The 22,210-nt window shown below is 70.2% G+C and carries 17 protein-coding genes; 9 read left to right on the top strand and 8 right to left on the bottom strand.

Annotated features, from left to right (window positions below):
• Window positions 1-226 precede the first annotated feature (226 nt).
• The 3 genes from ACWDX7_RS16220 to ACWDX7_RS16210 are packed head-to-tail and all read left to right on the top strand — an operon-like array spanning window position 227 to window position 3,919.
• The gene (locus ACWDX7_RS16220) at window positions 227-1,096 is read left to right on the top strand and encodes a M24 family metallopeptidase (protein WP_451488752.1); all 870 of its coding nucleotides are present in this window, start codon (window positions 227-229) and stop codon (window positions 1,094-1,096) included.
• Window positions 1,093-2,946, top strand: a complete 1,854-nt coding sequence (locus ACWDX7_RS16215; protein WP_451488753.1) for an SDR family oxidoreductase — start codon at window positions 1,093-1,095, stop codon at window positions 2,944-2,946. The genes ACWDX7_RS16220 and ACWDX7_RS16215 overlap by 4 nt, the downstream gene beginning before the upstream one ends.
• A 55-nt stretch (window positions 2,947-3,001) precedes the next feature.
• On the top strand, window positions 3,002-3,919 hold the full coding sequence (locus tag ACWDX7_RS16210; RefSeq protein WP_451488754.1) for a MerR family transcriptional regulator: 918 nt from the start codon (window positions 3,002-3,004) through the stop codon (window positions 3,917-3,919).
• Window positions 3,920-4,066: 147 nt separating this feature from the next.
• Here ACWDX7_RS16210 and ACWDX7_RS16205 read toward each other — a convergent pair whose 3' ends face one another.
• Entirely contained in the window at window positions 4,067-4,846 is a 780-nt protein-coding gene (locus ACWDX7_RS16205) for an aquaporin (protein WP_451488755.1), read from the bottom strand.
• Window positions 4,847-4,978: 132 nt separating this feature from the next.
• Between ACWDX7_RS16205 and ACWDX7_RS16200 the strand changes: the two genes are divergently transcribed.
• Window positions 4,979-5,518: an RNA 2'-phosphotransferase gene (locus ACWDX7_RS16200; RefSeq protein WP_451488756.1), complete on the top strand. Its 540-nt coding sequence runs from the start codon at window positions 4,979-4,981 to the stop codon at window positions 5,516-5,518.
• Window positions 5,519-5,685: 167 nt separating this feature from the next.
• On the opposite strand, the gene ACWDX7_RS16195 is transcribed toward ACWDX7_RS16200, so the two are convergent.
• Window positions 5,686-6,594: an LLM class flavin-dependent oxidoreductase gene (locus tag ACWDX7_RS16195; RefSeq protein WP_451488757.1), complete on the bottom strand. Its 909-nt coding sequence runs from the start codon at window positions 6,592-6,594 to the stop codon at window positions 5,686-5,688.
• Between the two features lie 193 nt (window positions 6,595-6,787).
• On the opposite strand from ACWDX7_RS16195, the gene ACWDX7_RS16190 reads away from it, so the two are divergent.
• The gene (locus ACWDX7_RS16190; RefSeq protein WP_451488758.1) at window positions 6,788-7,675 is read left to right on the top strand and encodes a Cof-type HAD-IIB family hydrolase; all 888 of its coding nucleotides are present in this window, start codon (window positions 6,788-6,790) and stop codon (window positions 7,673-7,675) included.
• Window positions 7,676-7,689: 14 nt separating this feature from the next.
• Here the strand turns inward: ACWDX7_RS16190 and ACWDX7_RS16185 are convergent, their stop codons facing one another.
• The 4 genes from ACWDX7_RS16185 to ACWDX7_RS16170 all read right to left on the bottom strand — a co-directional run bounded on the left by ACWDX7_RS16185 (window position 7,690) and on the right by ACWDX7_RS16170 (window position 15,617).
• Window positions 7,690-9,435 (bottom strand): GAF domain-containing sensor histidine kinase, encoded by a 1,746-nt coding sequence (locus tag ACWDX7_RS16185; protein WP_451488759.1) that lies wholly within the window; start codon window positions 9,433-9,435, stop codon window positions 7,690-7,692.
• 24 nt (window positions 9,436-9,459) lie between these two features.
• A complete protein-coding gene (cydD, locus tag ACWDX7_RS16180) occupies window positions 9,460-13,020 on the bottom strand; it encodes a thiol reductant ABC exporter subunit CydD (RefSeq protein WP_451488760.1) in 3,561 nt (1,186 codons plus the stop codon).
• Between the two features lie 71 nt (window positions 13,021-13,091).
• Window positions 13,092-14,093 (bottom strand): cytochrome d ubiquinol oxidase subunit II, encoded by a 1,002-nt coding sequence (gene cydB, locus ACWDX7_RS16175; protein ID WP_451488761.1) that lies wholly within the window; start codon window positions 14,091-14,093, stop codon window positions 13,092-13,094.
• An 18-nt stretch (window positions 14,094-14,111) separates the two neighbouring features.
• On the bottom strand, window positions 14,112-15,617 hold the full coding sequence (locus ACWDX7_RS16170) for a cytochrome ubiquinol oxidase subunit I (protein ID WP_451488762.1): 1,506 nt from the start codon (window positions 15,615-15,617) through the stop codon (window positions 14,112-14,114).
• A gap of 190 nt (window positions 15,618-15,807) precedes the next feature.
• Here ACWDX7_RS16170 and ACWDX7_RS16165 point away from each other — a divergent pair, with 190 nt between their 5' ends.
• Complete coding sequence (locus ACWDX7_RS16165; protein WP_451488763.1) at window positions 15,808-16,176, top strand: cyclophilin-like fold protein; 369 nt, start codon at window positions 15,808-15,810, stop codon at window positions 16,174-16,176.
• Between the two features lie 29 nt (window positions 16,177-16,205).
• Here the strand turns inward: ACWDX7_RS16165 and hisC are convergent, their stop codons facing one another.
• Entirely contained in the window at window positions 16,206-17,288 is a 1,083-nt protein-coding gene (hisC, locus tag ACWDX7_RS16160) for a histidinol-phosphate transaminase (RefSeq protein WP_451488764.1), read from the bottom strand.
• 362 nt (window positions 17,289-17,650) lie between these two features.
• Between hisC and ACWDX7_RS16155 the strand changes: the two genes are divergently transcribed.
• The 3 genes from ACWDX7_RS16155 to ACWDX7_RS16145 all read left to right on the top strand — a co-directional run bounded on the left by ACWDX7_RS16155 (window position 17,651) and on the right by ACWDX7_RS16145 (window position 21,248).
• Entirely contained in the window at window positions 17,651-18,766 is a 1,116-nt protein-coding gene (locus ACWDX7_RS16155) for a LacI family DNA-binding transcriptional regulator (RefSeq protein ID WP_451488765.1), read from the top strand.
• A 230-nt stretch (window positions 18,767-18,996) separates the two neighbouring features.
• Window positions 18,997-20,283, top strand: a complete 1,287-nt coding sequence (locus tag ACWDX7_RS16150; protein WP_451488766.1) for a metallophosphoesterase — start codon at window positions 18,997-18,999, stop codon at window positions 20,281-20,283.
• A gap of 149 nt (window positions 20,284-20,432) precedes the next feature.
• Complete coding sequence (locus ACWDX7_RS16145; protein ID WP_451488767.1) at window positions 20,433-21,248, top strand: hypothetical protein; 816 nt, start codon at window positions 20,433-20,435, stop codon at window positions 21,246-21,248.
• Window positions 21,249-21,289: 41 nt separating this feature from the next.
• Here ACWDX7_RS16145 and ACWDX7_RS16140 read toward each other — a convergent pair whose 3' ends face one another.
• On the bottom strand, window positions 21,290-22,015 hold the full coding sequence (locus tag ACWDX7_RS16140) for a hypothetical protein (RefSeq protein ID WP_451488768.1): 726 nt from the start codon (window positions 22,013-22,015) through the stop codon (window positions 21,290-21,292).
• Window positions 22,016-22,210 lie beyond the last annotated feature (195 nt).

The following is a 22,210-nucleotide window of genomic DNA, read 5'->3' as shown; positions in this document are numbered from 1 at the left end:
TATCGGCGCGGCTCTCTCCAGACGTCAGACCTTGAGCTCGATCCGGTCTCCGCCTTCCGGCGTACATACCCGTACTGGAGGCTGACGGCGGGCGGCTTTATCCACAGGTCCGTGCAGGGGCCTTGACGTGATCTCCGGTCATTGTCACATTCATCAGTGTCAACGTATGGGCGCTACGGGCACACAAGACCGGGGACACCCCGGACGAGGTTTGGGGGCGGCTGGCATGGCTGGGGACACCGAGCAACGCACCGCGCGACGATCTGGACCATCCTCCGACGAGCTGGGCGGGTCCAGGGAGGTGCAGCGCCTCTCGTACGCGTGCGCGGAGGCCGTCGCCGCGCAACTGCGGCCGGGCGTGACCGAGCGCGAGGCCGCGCGCATGCAGCGCCAGTGGCTGCGGGAGCGCGGCGTGAGGGACTGGTTCCACCTCCCCTTCGCCTGGTTCGGGGACCGCACGGCCTTCGTGAACTTCAAGGTCCCGCTGCAGTTCTTTCCGACCAACCGGCGGCTGGAGCCGGGGATGCCGTTCATCCTCGACATGGCACCGGTCTACAAGGGTTACGCGGCGGACATCGGCTACTCCGGCAGCCTCGGGCTCAACCCCGTACAGGACCGGCTCATGTCGGATCTGCGGGCGCACCGGGAGCTGATCCTGGACCAGGTGCGGGAGCGCCGCCCGCTGCGCGAGATCTACGAGAACGTCGAGCGGCTGATGAACCGCCAGGGGTACGCCAACCGGCACCGCGCCTACCCGTTCGGCGTGATCGCGCACAAGATAGACCGGGTCAAGGAGCGGCGCTGGTCGCCCACGGCCTTCGGATTCGGCGTCCAGTCCCTGAAGGGACTCGCCGGTGACGCCCTGCACGGCCACCGTGAGGGCTGGTCGCCGCTGTGGAGCCCGTACCGCTTCTCCGACCACCCGCCCCAGCCCGGCCTGTGGGCGGTGGAGCCGCATCTCGGGTTCCGGGGCACCGGCGCGAAGTTCGAGGAGATCCTGGTCGTCACCGACTCGCGGGATCCGGTGGAGAGCGCCTTCTGGCTGGATGACGATCTGCCGCACGTGCGGCGCTGGGCTGAGGAGAAGTCGGCATGAGCGGCGTGAGCGGCATGAGCGGAGCAGGTGCGGAGGCCGGAGCCGGGACCGGGGCGGATACCGGGGCCGGGGCCGGAGCCCGGGCGGCGGGACTGGCAGGGGCGCGAGAACGCCGGGTGAGCACCGGCGGGGTGGAGCTGTGCATCGTGGAACTCGGCGACGCGGACCGGCCGACCGTGCTGCTCGTGCACGGCTATCCCGACAGCAAGGAGGTCTGGTCACAGGTCGCGGAGCGGCTGGCCGAGCGCTTCCACGTGGTGCTCTACGACGTACGCGGCCACGGGCGCTCCACGGCGCCGCGACCGCTGCGCGGCGGCTTCACCCTGGAGAAGCTGACGGACGACTTCCTGGCGGTGGCGCAAGCGGTCAGCCCCGACCGGCCGGTGCACCTGGTGGGCCACGACTGGGGTTCCGTACAGGGCTGGGAGTTCGCGACCGTCGCGCGTACGGAGGGCAGGATCGCCTCCTTCACCTCGGTGTCGGGGCCCTCGCTCGACCACTTCGGGCACTGGCTCAAGAAGCGGATGGCGCGGCCCACTCCGCGGCGGGCCGCGCAGCTGCTGAGCCAGGGGGTCAAGTCCTGGTACGTCTACATGCTGCACACGCCCGTGCTGCCGGAGCTCGCCTGGCGCGGCCCGCTCGGCAAGCGGTGGCCCCGCATCCTCCAGCGCCTCGAAAACGTCCCGGCCGGCTCCTACCCGACGGCGTCGCTTCCGTCGGACGCCGCCCATGGTGCGTGGCTCTACCGCGACAACGTACGGCCCCGCCTGCGCCGGCCGCGCGCCGACGCCTACGCGCACGTACCGGTGCAGCTGATCACCCCGACCGGCGACGCCTTCCTCTCCGAGCGGCTCTACGACGACCTGGAGCTCTGGGCCCCGGACCTGCTGCGGCGCACCCTGCCGGCCAAGCACTGGGTGCCGCGGACACGGCCGGACCAGCTGGCCACTTGGATCACCGAGTTCGTCGTCGCCCGGGAGGAACCGGCCGCGCGGGCACCGGAGCGGAAGGCGCCGGGCAAGTACGCCGACCGGTTCGGCGGCCAGCTGGTACTGGTAACCGGCGCCGCCAGCGGCATCGGCCGCGCCACCGCCTTCGCGTTCGCCGAGGCCGGAGCCCGGGTGGTGGCCGTGGACCGGGACGCCGAGGGCGCGGCGCGCACGGCCGACATGGCCCGCCTCATCGGCGCGGCCGACGCCTGGGGCGAATACGTCGACGTCAGCGACGAGCAGGCGATGGAGAAGCTCGCGGCCAAGGTCGCCGCCGAGTACGGAATCGTGGACGTCCTGGTCAACAACGCCGGGATCGGCCTGTCCGGGGCCTTCCTCGACACCACCGCCGACGATTGGAAGAAGGTTCTCGACGTCAATCTGTGGGGGGTCATCCACGGCTGCCGGGTCTTCGGACAGCAGATGGCCGAGCGCGGGCAGGGCGGGCACATCGTCAACACCGCCTCCGCCGCGGCCTATCTTCCCTCCAAGACCCTGCCCGCCTACAGCACCTCGAAGGCCGCGGTGCTGATGCTGTCGCAGTGCCTGCGCGCGGAACTGGCGTCCAAGTCGATCGGCGTCTCCGCGATCTGCCCCGGCATCGTCAACACCAACATCACCGCCACCTCCCGCTTCGCCGGAGTGGACGCGGCCGAGGAGAAGCGCCGCCAGGCAAGCTCCTCCCGCCTGTACGGGCTGCGCAACTTCCCGCCGGAGAAGGTCGCCGATGCCATCCTGCGGGCCGTGGTGCGCAACGAGGCCGTGGTACCGGTGACGCCCGAGTCCAAGGGCGCCCTGTGGATGTCCCGCTTCGCCCCGCGCACCCTGCGGGCGCTCGCGAAACTGGAGCCCCGGCTGTGAGCCGGGGCGCTGACGGGCGCGGTCGGCCGGGCCGCGATGTCGTAGGGAGCCGGGATTGTCCGATCAGGCGGTAGCCGAGTACCGGATCGAGGATCTGGCGCACCAGAGCGGAGCGACGGTGCGCACGATCCGGGCGTACCAGGACCGCGGCCTGCTGCCGAAGCCGGAGCGCCGGGGCCGCTCCAACGTCTACCGGGACACGCACCTGGCGCGGCTGCGCCAGATCGCGGACCTGCTGGACCGCGGTTACACCCTGGCCTCCATCAAGGAACTGCTGGAGGCGTGGGACGCGGGGCGCGGGCTGGGTGGCGTCCTCGGACTGGTCGCCGAGGTGCACGGGCCGTGGACCGATGAGGAGGCGGCCCGGATCAGCCGGGCGGAGCTGGACGAACGGTTCGGAGCCCGGCCCGACGACGACGCGGTGGACGAGGCCTGCGAGCTCGGAGTGCTGGAACGGATCCCGGGGCACCCGGACGAGTTCCTGGTGCCCTCGCCGCAGGAGCTGGCCGTGGCGGCCGAGCTCCATGCGGCCGGGGTGCCGCTTTCGGCGATCGCCGGGCATCTGCGCGAACTGCGGGGGCAGGTCGAGCACATCGCCTCCCGGTTCCTGGAGTTCACCACCGAGCATGTCTTCGCGCGGTACCTGGGGCACGTGCCGCCCACGGACGCGGACGCGGCCGAGGCGGCGACGATGGTGCGGCGGCTGCGGCCACTGGCTCAGCAAACGGTGGACGCGGAGCTGGCCCGGGCGATGCGGCTGTACGCGACCCGGCATCTCCAGCGGCATTTGGGGGCGGCTGGTCCGCCGCAGCCGTCGGGGCCGGCGCCGGTGGCACTGCCGCCCGCGACCGTGCGGGCGGTGCGCGACCTGGTGGGCGCGGAACACGTGGCGGAGTTCATCCGGGCCGCGACGGAGCGGGAGCTCCAGGCCCGGAGGATGAACGAGCTGGCACGCCGGAGCGACGACCGGTAGGCCCGGGGCGGCGGCGAACTCCTCGGGTGGATTCCTTCGGTGGCGATCGGGCGGTAGTCCACAGGCCGGAACGCGCGTTTGCCGTCAAAACACGCCCAAACGGCTGTGGACAACTCCCCCACCCCTGTGGGCAACGCAGGCATCGTCTCAGCCGATGGTCTCGTACGCCTCCTTGATGGGGGTGCTTTCGGCCACCGGTCCGGCCTCGGACACGACCTCCACGGGCGCGGTGCGCACGGCGCGGGTACGCCCGTACAAGAGGGCGGCGAGGGCCAGACCCAGGAACCCGCCGACCAGTTGGGCGGCCACGAAGCCGGGCAGCGACTGCGGGGCGATTCCGGTGAAGGAGTTGCTGAAGCTACGTGCGACGGTGCCGGCCGGATTGGCGAAGGAACCGGACGAGGTGAACCAGATCGCGGCTGCGATGTACGCGGCGACCGCGGCCGGGATGAGCTTCGGGCGGCCGATGCGTTCGAGCCCCTGGATGACGAACACGAGCCCGGCGGTGGCCACCACCTCACCGATGAGCAGGTGTCCTCCGTCGCGGACCTGGGTGGCGAAGGTTCCCGGCGTGCGGCCGAACATCGCCTCGGCGACGAGGGCGCCCGCGATCGCCCCGGCCAGCTGGGCAGCGGTGTAGAGGCCGACCTCCCGGAGGCGTGGCCCCTCGCCGCTGGCGCGCCGAGCCCACCAGGAGGTCAGGGTCACCACAGGGTTGAGGTGGGCACCGGACAGCGGCCCGAACAGGATGATGATCAGAACCAGCCCGATGGCGCTGGCGGCCGAGTTGGCGATCAGAGCGACACCGGTGTCGCGGCTGAGTGCGGCGGCCTGGATACCGGAGCCGATCACGACGATGAGGAGACCGGCGGTACCGATGAACTCGGCGGCCGCGCGGCGTGGCAGAGAAGAAGTATGGGCTGTCATGGTTCCTCCCCCTGAACAGAAGCGACAGCGGAAAATGTATTCCGTATCTTGGAAACGTGATAGGGGGGTCCACGCCTCGACCGCGGCCGAAGTTCCGTGCCGGGAGGCCGCTCGGCCGGGCACGCTGGGGGCATGGACGAAAGACGCGCCGTGAAGGTCTCCAAATACGTCTCGAAACACCTGCGGCACCAGCCCGAGAGGATCGGACTGAGGCTCGATGCTCAGGGCTGGGTGGAGATCGACGACCTGCTGCGCGCGGCCGCCGCCCATGGCTTCCCCTTCGGCCGCGCCGAGCTCGACCACGTCGTCGCCGCCAACGACAAGCAGCGGTTCGCCGTCGAGGGCACCAGGATCCGGGCCAGCCAGGGGCATACCGTCGCGGTGGACCTGGACCTTCCGCAGGCCGAGCCGCCCGCGTACCTCTACCACGGCACCGTTGCCCGCGCTCTGGAGGCGATCCGCTCCGAGGGTCTGCGCCCGAGGGCCCGCCACCACGTGCACCTGTCGCCCGACCGGGAGACCGCCACCCGGGTCAGTGCGCGGCGCGGGCGTCCCGTCGTACTCGCGGTGGACGCCGGGGCGATGCGTGCGGCAGGGCACGTCTTCTGGGTCAGCGCCAACGGGGTCTGGCTGGCGGACTCCGTACCGCCGCGGTTCTTGCGTTTCCCGTAGCCATGCCGGAACGGGCCCGGCCGACCCGAGCCATCACCCCGGGCCGCTCGCCGCCCGCATGTTCCTGAGCTCCGACAGCCCGCTGGTCCGGCGGATCTCCACGGTCGTGGACGAGGGGCTGACCGGCGCCACCGCCGATGCGCTGGTCCGAAGGGGACAGCGGGGGATCAGGCGGCGTCGAGCTGGGCCAATGCCTCGGTGGCGATCTTCTCGAAGACCGTCTCATCGGCTGCCCAGTCCGAGTCCTGGATCGGCGCGTGGATCACCAACTCCGTGAAGCCCAGCTCCCGGTGGCGGCCGGCGAAGTCGACGAAGGCGTCCACGGACTCCAGCAGGGTGTTGCGCTCGGGAGTGAAGCCGGTCAGCAGGACCTTCTCCATGGGTGCGGACTCCCGGCCGATCTCCGCGCAGGCCTTCTCCAGGCCGCTGAGCTGCCCGCGCAGGGCGTCCAACGACTGCTGGGGGGTGCCGTCCTCAAAGATCTTCGGCTCGCCAGCGGTCACCCACGCCTGGCCGTGCCGGGCGGCGAGCTTCAGACCGCGCGGCCCGGTCGCCGCGACCGCGAAGGGCAGTCGTGGCCGCTGTACGCAGCCGGGGATGTTGCGGGCCTCCTCGGCAGCATAGAAGACGCCGTCCTGGCTCACCGCTCCCTCGGTCAGCAGCCGGTCCAGCAGCGGCACGAACTCGGCGAAGCGGTCGGCGCGCTCACGAGGACTCCAGGGTTCCTGACCCAGAGCGGTCGCGTCGAAGCCGTTGCCGCCCGACCCGATGCCGAGGGTGATGCGCCCGCCGGAGATGTCGTCCAGGCTGATGAGGTCCTTGGCGAGGGTCACCGGGTGGCGGAAGTTCGGCGAGGTGACGAGGGTTCCGAGGCGCAGCCGCTCGGTGGCGGCCGCCGCTGCCGTCAAGGTGGGCACCGCGCCGAACCACGGTCCGTCACGGAACGTCCGCCAGGACAGGTGGTCATAGGTATAGGCGGCGTGGAACCCGAGCCGCTCGGCACGCAGCCACTGATCGCGGCCTCCTTCGTGCCACCGACGTACCGGGAGGATCACCGTGCTCAGACGAAGGCTCATGGGCTTGAGCCTACGGCGGCGCGCGGATGGGCCGCCGCACACACCCCAAAGAGCCCGATGTTTCACGTGAAACGTCGACCGCGGGGGAGGTCAAGATCACGGTGGCCACGAAGCGGCCGCTGGTGGATGTTTCACGTGAAACATCGCCACCGCTCCCGGGCCGCCCGGCCCGTGGTCCATCCGTCCATGACCCATGGGCGAAGATGGAGCCGTGACCTCGGCTCCCCAGCGCCCGGACGGGCCAACACCCACTCCCCGGCTCATCGCCACCGACCTCGACGGCACCTTGCTGCGCGACGACAAATCCGTCTCGCTCCGCACGATCGCCGCACTCGCCGCCGCCGAGGAGGCCGGGATCGAGGTCTTCTTCGTCACCGGCCGCCCGGCCCGTTGGATGGACGTGGTCAGCGAACACGTCCACCGTCACGGCCTGGCGATCTGCGCGAATGGCGCGGCGGTCGTCGACCTCCATGCCGGGCGGGAGTTCGTCCAGGTCAGGGAACTTCCACGGGCTGCCGCACTCGCCGTCGTGGACACTCTGCGAGCCGCCGCGCCGGGTACCTCCTTCGCGGTCGAGCTGACCACCGGCATCAACTACGAGCCGACCTACCCGCCGTTCTTCCAGGACTCGGGCGCCACCGTGGCCACCGCCGAGAAGCTGCTCTACGAGAACACGGACCACAGCGTCGCACCCGTGCTCAAACTGCTCGCCCACCACGCCGAAATCGCCCCGGACGAGTTCTTGACGCTGGCCCGCGAGGTCGCGGGCGACTATGCGTCCATTACGCGCTCCAGCCCGACCTCCTTGCTGGAGATCAGCGGCCCCGGAGTCTCGAAGGCGAGCACGCTGGCCCTGTGCTGCGCCGAACGCGGCATCTCCCCCGCCGAGGTCGTCGCCTTCGGAGACATGCCCAACGACGTGGAGATGCTCCGCTGGGCGGGCACCTCGTACGCGATGGGCAATGCCCACCCGGACGTGATCGCGGCGGCCTCCGGCCGTACGACCGCCAACAACGAGGACGGGGTCGCGGCGATCATCGAGCGCATCCTGGCCGAGCACATCGCCCAACAGCAGGCGTAGGCCTCTAGAGGCCTCTAGAGCGGGGCCTCCCACACCAGGGTGGTCCCACCGCCGTCCTCGCCGATGCCCGGGCCGTACCAGCTTGTGCCGCCCAGCGACTCGGCCCGCCGGCGCAGGTTCCGCAGCCCGCTGCGTCGTCCGCCCTCGGGGATGCCGACGCCGTCGTCGGCGACCTCCAGCCGTACGCCGGGCCGGCCGTCGGCCAGTGTGCCGGTGGAATCCACCACGACTTCGATCCGCGACGCCTCCGCGTGCCGGAAGGCATTCGACAGAGCCTCGCGCAGCGCGGCGATGAGGTTCTTCCCCACCACCTCACCGACGACCGTGTCGACCGGGCCGAGGAAGCGGTGCGCGGGCTTGAACCCCAGGGGCACGGCGGCCATGTTGATCTCTCGTAGTACCCGGGTTCGCAGACCCGACGGAGCCTCTGCCGGGCCCTGCTGAAGGGCGAAGATCGCGGTCCGGATCTCCTGGATCGTCACGTCCAGCTCGTCCACGGCCTTGCCGACCCCGTCGCGGACCTCCGGAACGACGGACCGGCGCTGGGCGCCTTCCAGCATCATGCCGGTGGCGAACAGCCGCTGGATGACGAGGTCATGCAGGTCCCGGGCGATCCGGTCGCGGTCCTCGAACACGGCGAGCCGTTCCCGGTCGCGCTGGGCCTCGGCCATCATCAGGGCGAGCGCGGCCTGGGAGGCGAACTGCGTCGCCAGCGTGCGCTCGGCTTCGCTGAAGGGCCGCTTGCCGCGCGCCCGGGGTGTGACCAGTGCTCCCAGTACCCGCCCGCCGCTGTGCAGCGGAAGCATCATGCACGGTCCGTATGGTCTGGTCAGAGGGCTGATCATGCGTGGATCGGACGCGGCGTCATCCACGAAGACCGGCTCCCCCCGCAGCAGGTGGTCCACCACGGGGCTGTCGGCCGGGATCACCTCGCCCAGCGAAGTGGCCGGGTTCTCTGCGGAGACGGCGACGATCTCCAGCCCGCCCTCCTCGGTCGGCAGCATCACGATCCCCGCGGAGGAGTCGGCCAGGTGGCGGGCTTGCTCGGCCACCACCGTGAGGGCGTCTTCCGCGTCCCCGCCGGACAGCAGGGCGGTGGTGACGGCCACCGAGCCGTCGATCCAGCGTTCGCGCTGGGTGGCGGCCTCGTAGAGCCGGGCGTTGCCGATGGCGATGCCCGCCTCGGTGGCCAGCAGGCGGACCATGTGGACGTCGTAGTCGTTGAACTCGCCGCCGCCGTTCTTCTCGGCGAGGTACAGATTGCCGAAGATCTCGCCCTGGACGCGGATGGGGACGCCGAGGAAGGTCTTCATGGGCGGGTGGTGCGCCGGGAAACCGGCCGAGCGCGGATCTTTCGTCAGATCGGCGAGGTGGACGGTGTCGGGATGGCGGATCAAGGCGCCGAGCAGGCCCCGCTTCCCGTCCGGCCGGTGCCCGATCAGCCGGGCCATCTCGGAGTTGACGCCGAAGGTGACGAAGTCCGAAAGTCCGCGGCCCTCCGTGTCGACGACGCCGATGGCCGCGTAGCGGGCATCCGCGAGCTCGGCCGCGGTCTCGCAGATGCGGTCCAGGGTGGAGTGCAGCTCCAGCCCGCTGCCGACGGATCTCATGGCTTCCAGCAGTTGCGGCACCCGGGCCGTCAGCTCGGTGGACAGTCCCTGCAGACCCCTGGCAGCCCGGGTGGCGGCCTCCAGCGGATCCCGCGATGCCGGTGGGCCATCCGACGATTCCTGCGACCCTTGCGACGGCTGCACTGACATGCCCTTGAGAGTAGTTAGTCCCCTTTAGCGGGGAAAGTCGGCCAACGCCATGTCGGCCTCCCTCTCCCGCTCCAGCATCCGCCGCAGCGGCCCCTCCGCGGCGGCCAGCTCCGCGTACGCACCGCGCTGGACGACCTCGCCACGGTCCAGTACGAGCACCTCGTCAACCGCCTCCAGCCCGGCCAGCCGGTGTGTGATCAGCACGGTGGTGCGGCCTTCGGTCGCGGCCAGCAGGTCTGCCGTGAGGGCATCCGCGGTGGCCAGGTCCAGGTGCTCGGCCGGCTCGTCCAGGACCAGGACGGGGAAGTCAGCGAGCAGCGCCCGGGCGAGTGCCAGGCGCTGGCGCTGGCCTCCGGATATCCGCTCACCATGCTCGCCGACGAGGGTGTCCAGGCCCTCCGGAAGGACGTCGGCCCACTCCAGCAGCCCGGCCGCGTCCAGTGCGTCCCGCAGTTGCGCCTCGCTCGCCCCGGTGCGGGCCAGCCGCAGGTTCTCCCGTACCGAGCTGTCGAAGATGTGGGCGTCTTGGGCGCACAGGCCTACGAAGGCGCGGACGTCATCGCCGTCCAGCGTGCGCACGTCGGTCCCGCCCAGGGTGTAGGTGCCCTCGTGCGGGTCCAGGAATCGCAGCAGGAGCTGAGCGAGCGTGGTCTTGCCCGAACCCGAGGGACCGACGACGGCGATGCGCCGGCCGGCTTCCAGGGTCAGCTCCAGCCCGCGCAGCGCGTCCCGCTCCTGGCCGGGGTGACGGGCGGCGAGTCCCGCCAGCCTCAGCGGGAAGGGGGAGGCGGGGATCTGCTCCGCCCGCTCGGGCTCGGCGACCGGCACCGGCGTGTCGATGACCTCGTAGATCCGCTCGGCGCTGCGGCGCACCCGCTGACGGTACTGGACGGCGAGCGGAAGACCGTTGACCGCCTCGAAGGCGGCCAGCGGTGTCAGTACGGCGACCGCCATGGCCACCCCGGACAGCCGTCCCTCGTAAACCGCGCTCGCGGCGGCTGTCGCGGCGGCCACGACCGTGAGTCCGCAGATGAGGGCGGACAGGCCGCTGCCCAGTCCGGTGGCGGCCGCTCCCCGGGCGGCGATCCGCGTCAGCACTCCGTCGCTGGCCAGGGCGCGCCCCTTCCTGCCCTCCAGCGCACCCGCGACGGTCAGCTCGGCGGTGCCGGTCAGCAGATCGGCGACCCGGGTGGCAAGCTCGCCGCGGGCAGGCGCGAGCCGTTGCTCCGCGCGGCGGGCGCAGGCCCCGCTGACCAGCGGCACACCGAGGCCGGCCGCGAGCAGCCCGACGGCGAGTGCGGCTCCGGCCTCAGGCAGCAGCCAGGTGGTGAAGGCGACCGAGCCGGTGCCGACGAGCACGGCGGTGCCGACCGGAAGCAGCCAGCGCAGCCAGTAGTCCTGCAGGGTGTCCGCGTCGGCCACGAGCCGCGCCAGCAGGTCCCCGCGGCGGTGTTCGCGCAGCCCGGCCGGCGCGATGCGCTCCAGTTGCCGGTACACCGATACCCGCAGGTCGGCGAGGATCCGCAGGACGGCGTCGTGCGATACGAGCCTCTCGGCGTACCGGAAGACCGCACGCCCCATTCCGAAGGCGCGGGTGGCGGTCACGGCCACCATCAGATAGAGCACCGGCGGTTGTTGGGAGGCCCGTGAGATGAGCCATCCGGACACGGCCATCAGCCCGACGCCGCACCCGACGGCCAGGGCGCCGAGCAGCAGACCGAACCTGAACCGCCCTTGCCACGCCTTGGCCACCGCCCGAACCCGGCGCAGTGGATCGGCCCCGCCCGAGTCCCTCCCTCCACGCGCCCCTGCCCTTTCCGGAGCGGTACCAAGAATCCACTCCCCGGGCTCCGCAGCGGACCCGCTGGGAGCCTGCGCCGCAGCCCCCGTTCCCTCAGCGGGAGCAGGGCGTGGGGCACTCCCGGCACGGTGCGGGGCAGGGCGCCCGGCGGCTATCGGGACCACCCGGTCGGCGAGGGCGAGCAGCGCCGGCCGGTGCACCACCAGGAGCACGGTGCGCCCTACGGCGAGCCGCCGCACCGCGTCGACGATCCCGGCCTCGGTCTCGCCGTCCAGCGCTGCCGTCGGCTCGTCCAGCAGCAGCACCGGCCGATCCGCCAGGAACGCCCGCGCCAGCGCCAGCCGCTGCCGCTGCCCTGCGGACAGCCCCACACCGCCCTCGCCCAGCAGGGTGTCCACTGCGCGCGGCAGCGCCGCGACGAACTCCCACGCTCCGGCGTCCTTCAGGGCCGTCACCACATCGGCGTCGGATGCCGTCGCCTTCGCCAACCGCACGTTCTCGGCGATCGTCCCCGCGAACAGGTGCGGCCGCTGCGGCACCCAGGCGATCCGCTGGCGCCACTGCGCCGGTGACAGCTCGGCCAGGTCCACACCCCCGACCCGCACCCGACCCGCGGTCGGGGTAACAAATCCCAGCAGCACCTGGAGCAGCGTGGATTTGCCCGCTCCGCTCGGGCCGGTGAGGGCGACGCACTCGCCCGGCTCGACGGTCAGGGAGACCGGTCCCGGTGAACTCTGGTCCCGCCCTTCATACCGGACGGCGACCCCGTCCATCTCGATCCGCAGCGGAGTCCCGCTCGGCAGCGCGGCTGCGCCCGTCAGACCCTCGACCGGTGTCTCCAGGACCTCGAAGATCTCTTCCGCGGCGGCCAAACCCTCCGCGGCCGCGTGGTACTGCGCTCCGACCTGCCGCAACGGCAAGTACGCCTCGGGCGCCAGGATCAGGATGACCAGGCCGGTGTACAGGTCGAGCTCGCCATGGACCAGGCGCATGCCGATGGTCACGGCCACCAGCGCCACCGAGAGGGTCGCCAGCAGCTCCAGCGCGAAGGACGAGAGGAAGGCGATGCGCAGGGTCCGCATCGTGGCACGCCGGTAGTCGTCAGTGATCTTGCGGATCGACTCGGCCTGCGCCTTGGCCCGGCCGAAAATCTTGAGTGTCGAAAGCCCGGCCACCACGTCCAGGAAGTGCCCCGACAACCGCGACAGGAGCCGCCACTGACGGTCCATCCGCGACTGGGTGGCCATGCCGATGAGGACCATGAACAGGGGGATCAGGGGAAGGGTGACCGCGATGATGGCCGCCGAGACCCAGTCCTCGGTGACGATGCGGGCGAGGACCACCACCGGCACGACCACCGCGAGCCCCAGCTGGGGCAGGTAGCGGGAGAAGTAGTCATCGAGGGCGTCCACCCCCCGGGTGGCCAGCGCCACCAGCGAACCGGTCCGCTGTCCGTTGAGCCAGCCGGGCCCCAGCTCGGCGGCACGCTCCAGCAGCCGACTCCGCAGCTGTGACTTGACCGCGGCGCCGGCCCGGTGCGCGGCGAGCTCCGTCAGCCATGCGATGAGGCCCCGCCCCAGCGCCACCACCGCGAGGAGCAGCAGGGGCGTCCGGAGCGCTTCACCGTCCAGGCCCTTTTCGAAGGCACCCACCACGATCTCGGCGATCAGCACCGCCTGGCCGACGACCAGCCCCGCCCCGGCAAGACCCAGGGCCACGACCGCCCCCAGGAAGAGGCGGGTGGAACGGGCATACCGAAGCAGGCGCGGGTCGATCGGTTTCACGTGAAACATCCCCTAGGGCAGGGTCGAGCCGGTACGTCGTGCGCCGGCGCTTCATCGGGCATCAGAGGGCCTCAGTGCACATCCACGATGTGCTGGGTCCCGATTCGCTTGCGGAACACCCAGTACGTCCAGCCCTGGTAGAGCAGGACGAGCGGCGTGGCCACCGCCGCGCACCAGGTCATGATCTTCAGGGTGTACGCGCTGGACGAGGCGTTGGTGACCGTGAGGTTCCAGGCGTCGTTCAGGGAGGAGGGCATCACGTTCGGGAAGAGCGTCAGGAAGAGCATCGCGACGGCCGCCGCGATGGTGATCCCGGAGAGCGCGAACGCCCAGCCTTCACGGCCTGCCCGGTTGCATCCGAGGGCTCCGACCAGCGCCGCCACCGCGACGGCCATCGCGATCAGGCTCGTGCCGTCGCCGCGCGAGAGCTGCGTCCACATCAGGAAGACCACGGCCAGTACGGCGGTGACCGCTCCCAGCCGCATCGCGAGCTTCCGCGAGCGGTCCCGGATGTCGCCGACCGTCTTCAGCGAGGTGAAGACGGCGCCGTGGAAGGTGAACAGGGTGAGGGTGACCAGGCCGCCCAGGACCGAGTACACGTTGAGGAGGTCGAAGAGGGTACCGACGTACTCCATGTCCTGGTCGATCTTGACGCCGCGCACGATGTTGGCGAAGGCCACACCCCACAGGAAGGCGGGTATCAGCGAGGTCCAGAAGATCGCGTGTTCCCAGTTGGTCTGCCAGCGGTCCTCGGGGCGCTTGTGCCGGTATTCGAAGGCGACACCTCGGATGATCAAGCAGACCAGGATGAGCAGCAGCGGCAGGTAGAAGCCGGAGAAGAGAGTGGCGTACCACTCCGGGAAGGCGGCGAAGGTCGCGCCGCCCGCGGAGAGCAGCCAGACCTCGTTGCCGTCCCAGACCGGCCCGATCGTGTTGATCAGGACCCGTCGCTCCTTGCGGTCGCGGGCGAGCACCTTGGTCAGTACGCCGACTCCGAAGTCGAAGCCCTCAAGGAAGAAGTAGCCGATCCACAGAACGGCGATGAGCACGAACCAGACGTCGTGGAGTTGCATGGTGTGGTCTCCTCAGCCTCAGTACGAGAAGGCCATCGGCCGGTCGGGGTTCTTGTCGTCTCCGCCAATCCTGGTGGGCGGGTTCAGGTCGGCCTCCGTGAGCTCGGGCGGGCCGGCCTTGACGTACTTGACGAGGAGCTTGACCTCGATGACGGCCAGCACCGCGTAGAGCAGCGTGAAGCCGATCATGGAAGTGAGGACCTCGGCCTGGGAGACGTGGGGCGAAACGGCATCCCTGGTGCGCAGGACTCCGTAGACCACCCAGGGCTGGCGGCCCATCTCGGTGAAGATCCAGCCCCAGGAGCTGGCGATCAGCGGGAAGCCCATGGTCCAGAGCGTGACGATCCAGTACCAGTTGGCGAACCTCGGGCTCAGTGCCTTCCGGAAGAGGACCAGCCGCGGGACCTCGTCCTCACCGGTGCGCAGCCCCGACGGCAGCATGAACCCCTTGCGGGTCAGCCAGAGCCCCAGCACTCCGATACCGACGGAAGCCATGCCGAAGCCGATCATCCAGCGGAAGCCCCAGTAGGCGACCGCGATGTTGGGCCGGTAGTCGCCGGGGCCGAACTTCTCCTGCTGGGCCTTGTTGACGTCGTTGATACCAGGGACGAACGAGGTGAAGTCGCCGTTGGCCAGGAAGGACAGCACTCCGGGGATCTCTACGGCGACCTTGTTGTGGCCCTTGTCGACATCGCCGTAGGCGAAGACGGAGAAGGGTGCCGGTGCCTCGCCGTCCCACAGCGCTTCGGCGGCGGCCATCTTCATGGGCTGCTGCTCGTACATCACCTTGCCCAGCAGGTCACCGCTGACGGCCGTACCCATTCCGGCGATGATCAGCGTGATCAGGCCGAGCCGCAGCGACGTCCTCATCACGGGGACGTGCTTCTTGCGCGCCAGGTGGAAGGCGGCGATACCCGCCATGAAGGCGCCCCCGACCAGGAAGGCCGCCGTGATGGTGTGGAAGAACTGGGTGAGCGCGGTGTTCTGGGTCAGTACGAGCCAGAAGTCGGTGAGCTCGGCCCGGCCGCGCTCCTCGTTGATGCGGTACCCCACCGGATGCTGCATCCAGGAATTGGCCGCCAGGATGAAGTAGGCGGACAGGACGGTACCGATCGACACCATCCAGATGCAGCCCAGGTGGATCTTCTTCGGCAGCTTGTCCCAGCCGAAGATCCACAGCCCGATGAAGGTCGACTCGAAGAAGAAGGCGATCAGCGCCTCGAAGGCCAGCGGGGCTCCGAAGACGTCACCGACGAATCGCGAGTAGTCGGACCAGTTCATGCCGAACTGGAACTCCTGGACGATGCCGGTGACGACACCCATCGCGATATTGATCAAGAAAAGCTTTCCCCAGAACTTCGTGGCCCTGAGGTACTTCTCCTTCTCGGTGCGCACCCATGCGGTCTGCAGGCCGGCCGTGAGGGCGGCGAGGGAGATCGTCAGCGGGACGAAGAGGAAGTGATAGACGGTGGTGATGCCGAACTGCCATCGCGCCAGCGTTTCTGGCGCCATCGCTACGTCCACGTCGTCGTCTCCTTCGGGTCGCCGTGGTCACTGCGGCAACTTGCCTGTTGTGTCCCACGCAATCCAGGAGGAAGTAGGACACGCTTGTGAACGCGTTCACATTCACAAGCATTATGTCCTATCACCTTGAGGATCTTTCGACCGGGGCCCCCTCTAGTCAACACATTCAACAGATTGTTGAATGCGGCTCATGCGCATACGAATCTCATGGCCTGCGGGCCAGCTCACCGCGACCCTCGACGAGACCCCGACCAGCAAGGCGCTGGCCGAGGCCCTTCCGATCTCCGCCTCCGCGAACACCTGGGGCGAGGAGGTCTACTTCGATACCGGCCTCTCCGTGGCACTGGAACACGACGCCCAGCAGGTCGTCGCACCCGGCACGGTCGCCTTCTGGACCGAGGGCGACGCGCTCGCGCTGCCCTACGGCCCGACCCCCATCTCGCGCGGCACCGAGAGCCGCCTCGCCAGCCCCTGCAATGTGCTCGGCTCCTTCGACGGCGACGCCCGGCTGCTGTCCACCGTCCGCGACGGCGACCCGATCCGCGTGGAACTGGCGTAACCGAACCGGGCCCGACCTACCGGGAGCTTCTACAGCTCCTTGAAGAAGGCCTCCGCCGTGTGCAGGAAGAGGTCGTTCGCCTCGGTCTCACCGATCGTGACCCGCAGGCCCTCGCCCGCGAAGGGCCGGACCACCACACCGGCCTTTTCGCAGGCCGCCGCGAATTCGGCGGTCCGCTCCCCCAGCCGCATCCACACGAAGTTCGCCTCCGTCGGCGGGACGACGGTCCAGCCCTGCGCGACCAGCGTCTTGTACACCCGCGCCCGCTCACACACCAGCGCCCCGACCCGGCCCATCAGCTCGTCCTCGGCCCGCATGGAGGCGACCGCCGCGTCCTGGGCGAGCTGACTGACGCCGAAGGGGACCGCCGTCTTGCGCAGCGCCGCGGCCACCGGCTCGTGCGCCACCGCGAAGCCGACCCGCAGGCCGGCGAGCCCGTACGCCTTGGAGAACGTACGCAGCACGGCCACGTTCGGGCGGTCGCGGTAGAGCTCCATGCCGTCCGGGACGGCCGTGTCGCGCACGAATTCGCGGTAGGCCTCGTCCAGGACCACCAGGACGTCCGCGGGCACCCGGTCCAGGAACCGCTCCAGCTCTGCGCGGTGCACGGCGGTACCGGTGGGGTTGTTCGGATTGCAGACGAAGATCAGCCGGGTCCGGTCGGTGATCGCGTCGGCCATCGCGTCCAGGTCGTGGACATCGCCGGCGGTCAGCGGGACCTGTACGGACGTCGCTCCCGAGATCTGCGTGATGATCGGGTACGCCTCGAAGGACCGCCAGGCGTAGATGACCTCGTCTCCCGGGCCGGCCGTCGACTGGACCAGCGACTGGGCCACGCCCACGGAGCCGGTGCCGGTGGCGACGTGCTCGACGGGCACCCCGAACCGCTCGGCGATCTCGTTCACCAGGCCCGTGCAGGCCATGTCGGGGTAGCGGTTGAACTGCCCGGCCGCCGCGACCACGCTCTCCATCACCCCGGGCAGGGGCGGATACGGGTTCTCGTTCGAGGACAGCTTGTAGGCGACGGGGCCGCCGGCAGCCGCGGGCTTGCCGGGCTTGTACGTCGGAATGCCATCCAGCTCGGCACGCAGCCTCGGGCTCTTCTCGCTCACCGCAGGTCCTCCTCGACCGTCCCGTACGACGTCGCCGTCGACTCAATACTGCTCACCTTATGAGGATTCCGTCCTCCGGAGAATGGGGGGCGCCAGGAATGCGGGGGAGCGCGCGCATATATGCGCGCGCCGGTGGCCTGCGCCGTGGCGCGCGTCCCTCGTGCAGGTGAGTTGAGATCGGTTCGAGACCACACCGTTTTGGCATGCCCGGACCCGACGACAAGCGCACCGACCGCTCTTATCGGCCAGATACCTTTGGTTCCAAGGTCATTGGGGGTGGCGAACCGTGCAGAATCGTGCCTGTCAACGCGTGCATATGCACCCGGAGCAGCCACCCACCCGAGCCCTACTATCGGCTCGCCATGACAGCAGCAGGGAAGCATCAGGTGAGCCGGACCGAGACCACCCGGCGGGCCACCGGCCGACAGAGCCGGGCCGGCATCAGGGACGTAGCCGCCGCAGCGGGCGTCTCCATCACGACCGTCTCCGACGCCCTCAATGGCAAGGGACGGCTGCCCGACGCCACCCGCCGCCACGTTCGCGAGGTCGCCGATCGACTGGGATACCGCCCGTCCGCCGCCGCCCGCACCCTCCGTACCGGCAAGTCCGGCCTCATCGGCCTGACCGTGACCACGTACGGGGATGAACCTTTCACCTTCACCGAATTCGCCTACTTCGCCGAGATGGCCAGGGCCGCCACCTCCGCCGCGCTAGCCCGCGGCTACGCCCTGGTCATCCTCCCCGCCACCTCCCGACACGACGTCTGGTCCAACGTGGCCCTCGACGGCACCGTCGTCATCGACCCCTCCGACCACGACCCCGTGGTGAGCGAACTGGTCCGCCAGGGCCTGCCCGTGGTCTCCGACGGCCGCCCCGCCGGCACCCTCCCCGTGACCGCCTGGGTCGACAACGACCACGAGGCCGCCGTACTGAACCTGCTCGACCACCTCGCCGCCGCCGGCGCCCGCCGGATCGGGTTGCTGACCGGCACCACGACCGACACCTACACCCGGCTCTCCACCACCGCCTACCTCAGCTGGTGCGAGCGTGTCGGCCAGGACCCCGTCTACGAGTCCTACCCCGCCCACGACCCGTGCGCCGGCGCCGTCGCCGCCGACCGGCTCCTCGCCCGGCCCGACCGGCCCGACGCCGTCTACGGACTGTTCGACCCCAACGGCACCGACCTGCTCGCCGCCGCACGGCGCTACGGTCTGCGGGTCCCCGAAGACCTGCTGCTGGTGTGCTGCAGCGAGTCCACCGTGTACGCCACCACCGAACCGCCCATCACCACTCTCTCCCTCAAACCGCGCCGTATCGGCACCGCCGTCGTGCAGTTGCTCATCGACGCCATCGAGGGAGTGGACACCGGACGCCCCGTCGAACAGGTCGTCCCGACCGAACTCATCATCCGCACCTCCTCGCAGCGCAGGCAGCCCCGTACGACCGTCAGCGCACCGCGCTCGCCGGCGCAGGACTGACCTCCTCGGCACCCCAACGGACGGGCCGACGGTTCCTCCGAAGATTTCAGCAGCACCGATATCGGGAGAAAGTGGCAGGAAGGAACGGCTCCGGACAGGATTCACCACCCCTGGTGCGTCACAGAGCGCGAGCCGCATTCCTATGATGGGCGCACGACATCACGGACCCTCCGCCCAGGAGGTCGGAGGGTCCGCAGGTGTACGGCAGCGCGACGGTGGTGGAGGGGTCGATGACTCAGGGGGCAGGTCAGGGACCCGCGATGCGGACGGAGACGCTGCGGGACTTCCGGGTTCCGGTCACCGAACCCGCCCCGCACGCCGTATCCACCGGGCATCCCGGCGAAAGTCCCGTCTACGGCGGGTACCCGGCGTACTACGAGGACACGGCACGGCCGGCGCCTCCACGGCCCGGATACACGCCGGCGACGGCCGTGGAGCCGGGTCCGGAGACCGTCGCGCGGCCGGAGCCGCGGGCGACGGCGCACCCTCTCGCCGAGCCGGTGCCCGCCGTGATCCGGGAACCGGAGCCCGTGCGCGCCGTGAGCCAGGCACCCGACCCGGATGAACCCGAGGGCTACACCCCGACCTACCGCGACCTGCCCGTCATCGGCCGCGGCGCACCCGGCGCCGCCGGCGGCCCGGGTGACACCGTGCAGGTCCACTACGTGCCCCAGGAGACCACGGCCGCCGGTCCCGGCCCCCTCTACGTCGTCGGTGACGTCCACGGCTACCTCGACGAGCTCGTCACCGAACTCCACGCCCAAGGTCTGATCGACGCCGATCGCCGCTGGTCCGCCGGCAACGCCCGGCTCTGGTTCCTCGGCGACTTCACCGATCGCGGCCCCGACGGCATCGGCGTCATCGACCTCGTCATGCGGCTGTCCGCCGAGGCCGCCGCGGCCGGCGGCTACTGCAAGGCCCTCATGGGCAACCACGAGCTGCTGCTCATCGGCGCCAAGCGATTCGGCGACACTCCCGTGGTCTCGGGCGCGGGCACGGCCACCTTCCAGGCCGCCTGGCTGCTCAACGGCGGCCAGCGCACCGACATGGACCGCTTGCAGGACGTACACCTTCAGTGGATGTCGCGGCTGGACGCGGCCGTCCTGGAGGAAGACCACCTGCTGCTGCACTCCGACACCACGGCCTATCTGGACTACGGCGACTCCATCGAGGATGTCAACGACACCATCCACGAGCTGCTCAACCGCAACGACGCCGACATCACCTGGGACCTCTTCCGCAAGTTCACCAAGCGGTTCGCCTTCCGCGACGAGGAGACCGGGCCGCAGGCGGTACGCGAACTGCTGGGCACCTACGGCGGTAGCCGCGTCGTGCACGGGCACAGCCCGATCCCGTACCTGCTCGGAGAAGTGGGCACCGAGGACGGTGACGAGGCGCGCGGACCGGAGGCCGTCGACGGCCCGCACGTGTACGCGGACGGGCTGGCTATCGCGATGGACGGCGGAGTGACGATGGCCGGCAAGCTGCTGGTCGTACAACTTCCGTTGGAAGACTGAGGGTTCTCGCAGAGGGGTAATTCCTCAAACCCCCTGTCACCTTGTGGTGTGGGCCCTCTACCATCGCTCTATCCGTAGCAGGCTCTCCTCCGTTTGTGTCGGCGCCCCGTATCTACGCGGGCATACCGGCTTCTACGGAGCATCGGGGGATGCACATGACCAGCGCTCCGCACCTGCTGACCGAAGACCGGCCGGAATTCGACCGACTTCTCGACGAGGCGTTGCGCACCGCGCACGAACGGCCGGAGCTCGCTGCCCTCGGTGAACGGCTAAATGCCGAACAGCTGCGCACCATGGCCATGGCGGCCAGCGCGCTGCTGACGGCCGCTGCCGCTGCCGAGTACGGCCACTACGTGAAAGTCCGCGGGGAACGGCGCGGCGAGGTCCTGTCGATGCCCGGGACGGCGAGCCGGGACGACGGCGGGCAGGGGGGCGAGGACGGCGCGGGCGTCGGCGCTGTGGTGGCGGTCCTCGCACCGGTGCTGGCGGGCACCGCCATGCTGATCTTCCTGCTCGTGGGATACCTGCTGAAGATGGTGGAGCCCGAACCGGACTACGCCCAGAGCATGGTGACGGCGGGCTGGCTCTTCGGCGCTCTCACGGTGGCCGCCCTGCTCATCGCGGTGATCGGGCTGTGGGTCACGGCTGTCCGCAACAGCGCGACCGAAGTGGTGGCCGACGAGACCGAGGCGATACCGGACGAGGTCGCACGGGCCAGGGAGGCGTGGCGCCATGCGCTGCTGGAGCGCGGCATCGTGCCGTTCTTCCGGGATGCGCTGGTCGATCCGAGCACGGGCCCCGGGCGCCACCTCCCGCATCGGAGCGCCGGCCGGATACCTCTCCTTGGCTACACGGCACCCGATTTCACCAGCCCGGGGACGGCCTCTCAAGGTCCCCGGTCCGGGTACACCCCTCCGGACTTCACGAGCCCGGACTTCGGCGGCCCGGAACACCGGCTGGATTGAGATCCGGCCGGCGGCCCGGGCCGCAGTGAGCTACCGCGCGACTACTTCATGTCCTTGGGGCGGTGGTTCAGTGCCCCGGCCTGGGACGGAACGGACTTGCCGCGCAGGGCGGACCCGTTCGGTCCCGGGTCGACCAGGGTCCAGATCTCGGTGCAGACGAGGGTGTCGACCCCCATGACGTTCTGCGGGTCGCAGTTGGTCTCGTAGAGCTCGCCCCCGGTCGTCAGGACCTCGATCGTGACGTTGTTCCCCTGGGCCGCGATCGAGATGGCGCAGGCACCCGCGGGATACGTCGGGTCCTCACTCGGGTTGGGACCGGTGTTGTCCGTCAGGTCGTACCAGATGTAGTCGGACGGCGTGGGCGTGAGGCCCCGGATGCCCGCGAACGCGGTGCCGCGGTCGAGTACCGCCTTGACCTCCTGGGAGGCGCTGGGGTTGTAGGCGTCGACGTCACTGCACGGACCAGCCGGACCCTGCGGACCACGCGGACCACGCGGCCCACGGGGCCCGGCCTTGCACTTGTCGCCGTGACCCTGCTGCGCTGCCTGGCTCTTGCCCTTTGCCTTCTTGGGCTGCTGCCCCCGGCAGTTGTCCCCGGCGCTCGGCGCGACAGCCGCTGACGTGTCCGGCGCGGTGGCGGCCGCGGCCGTCGGGGCCGCGATACCCGCCAGTACCAGCGCCATCGAGGCAAGGGTGCCTCCGGTCAGCCAGCCTGCCCGTCTGGGCAGCGGCCCCGCGATCGATCGGGCCCTGTTCTCAGAACTCATCTACTGCTCCTCGCACACACCGGGGATCGAATGATTTGCCGGAGCCCGGACATGGGACCGGGTTCCGGAAGTCATCCTCAGGAGCCCGGACGCGTATGCGGCTCGGGCTCGCCGGTCTGTCAGCGGAACGGCGCAGCGCAGGCGGCTTCCTGCCCATGCAGGACGAGGTCTTCCCCGACCGCGAGCACTTCGGCC

Source organism: Streptomyces sp. NPDC003034 (assembly GCF_053591375.1).
This window is presented reverse-complemented; position numbering and strand designations above follow the sequence as displayed.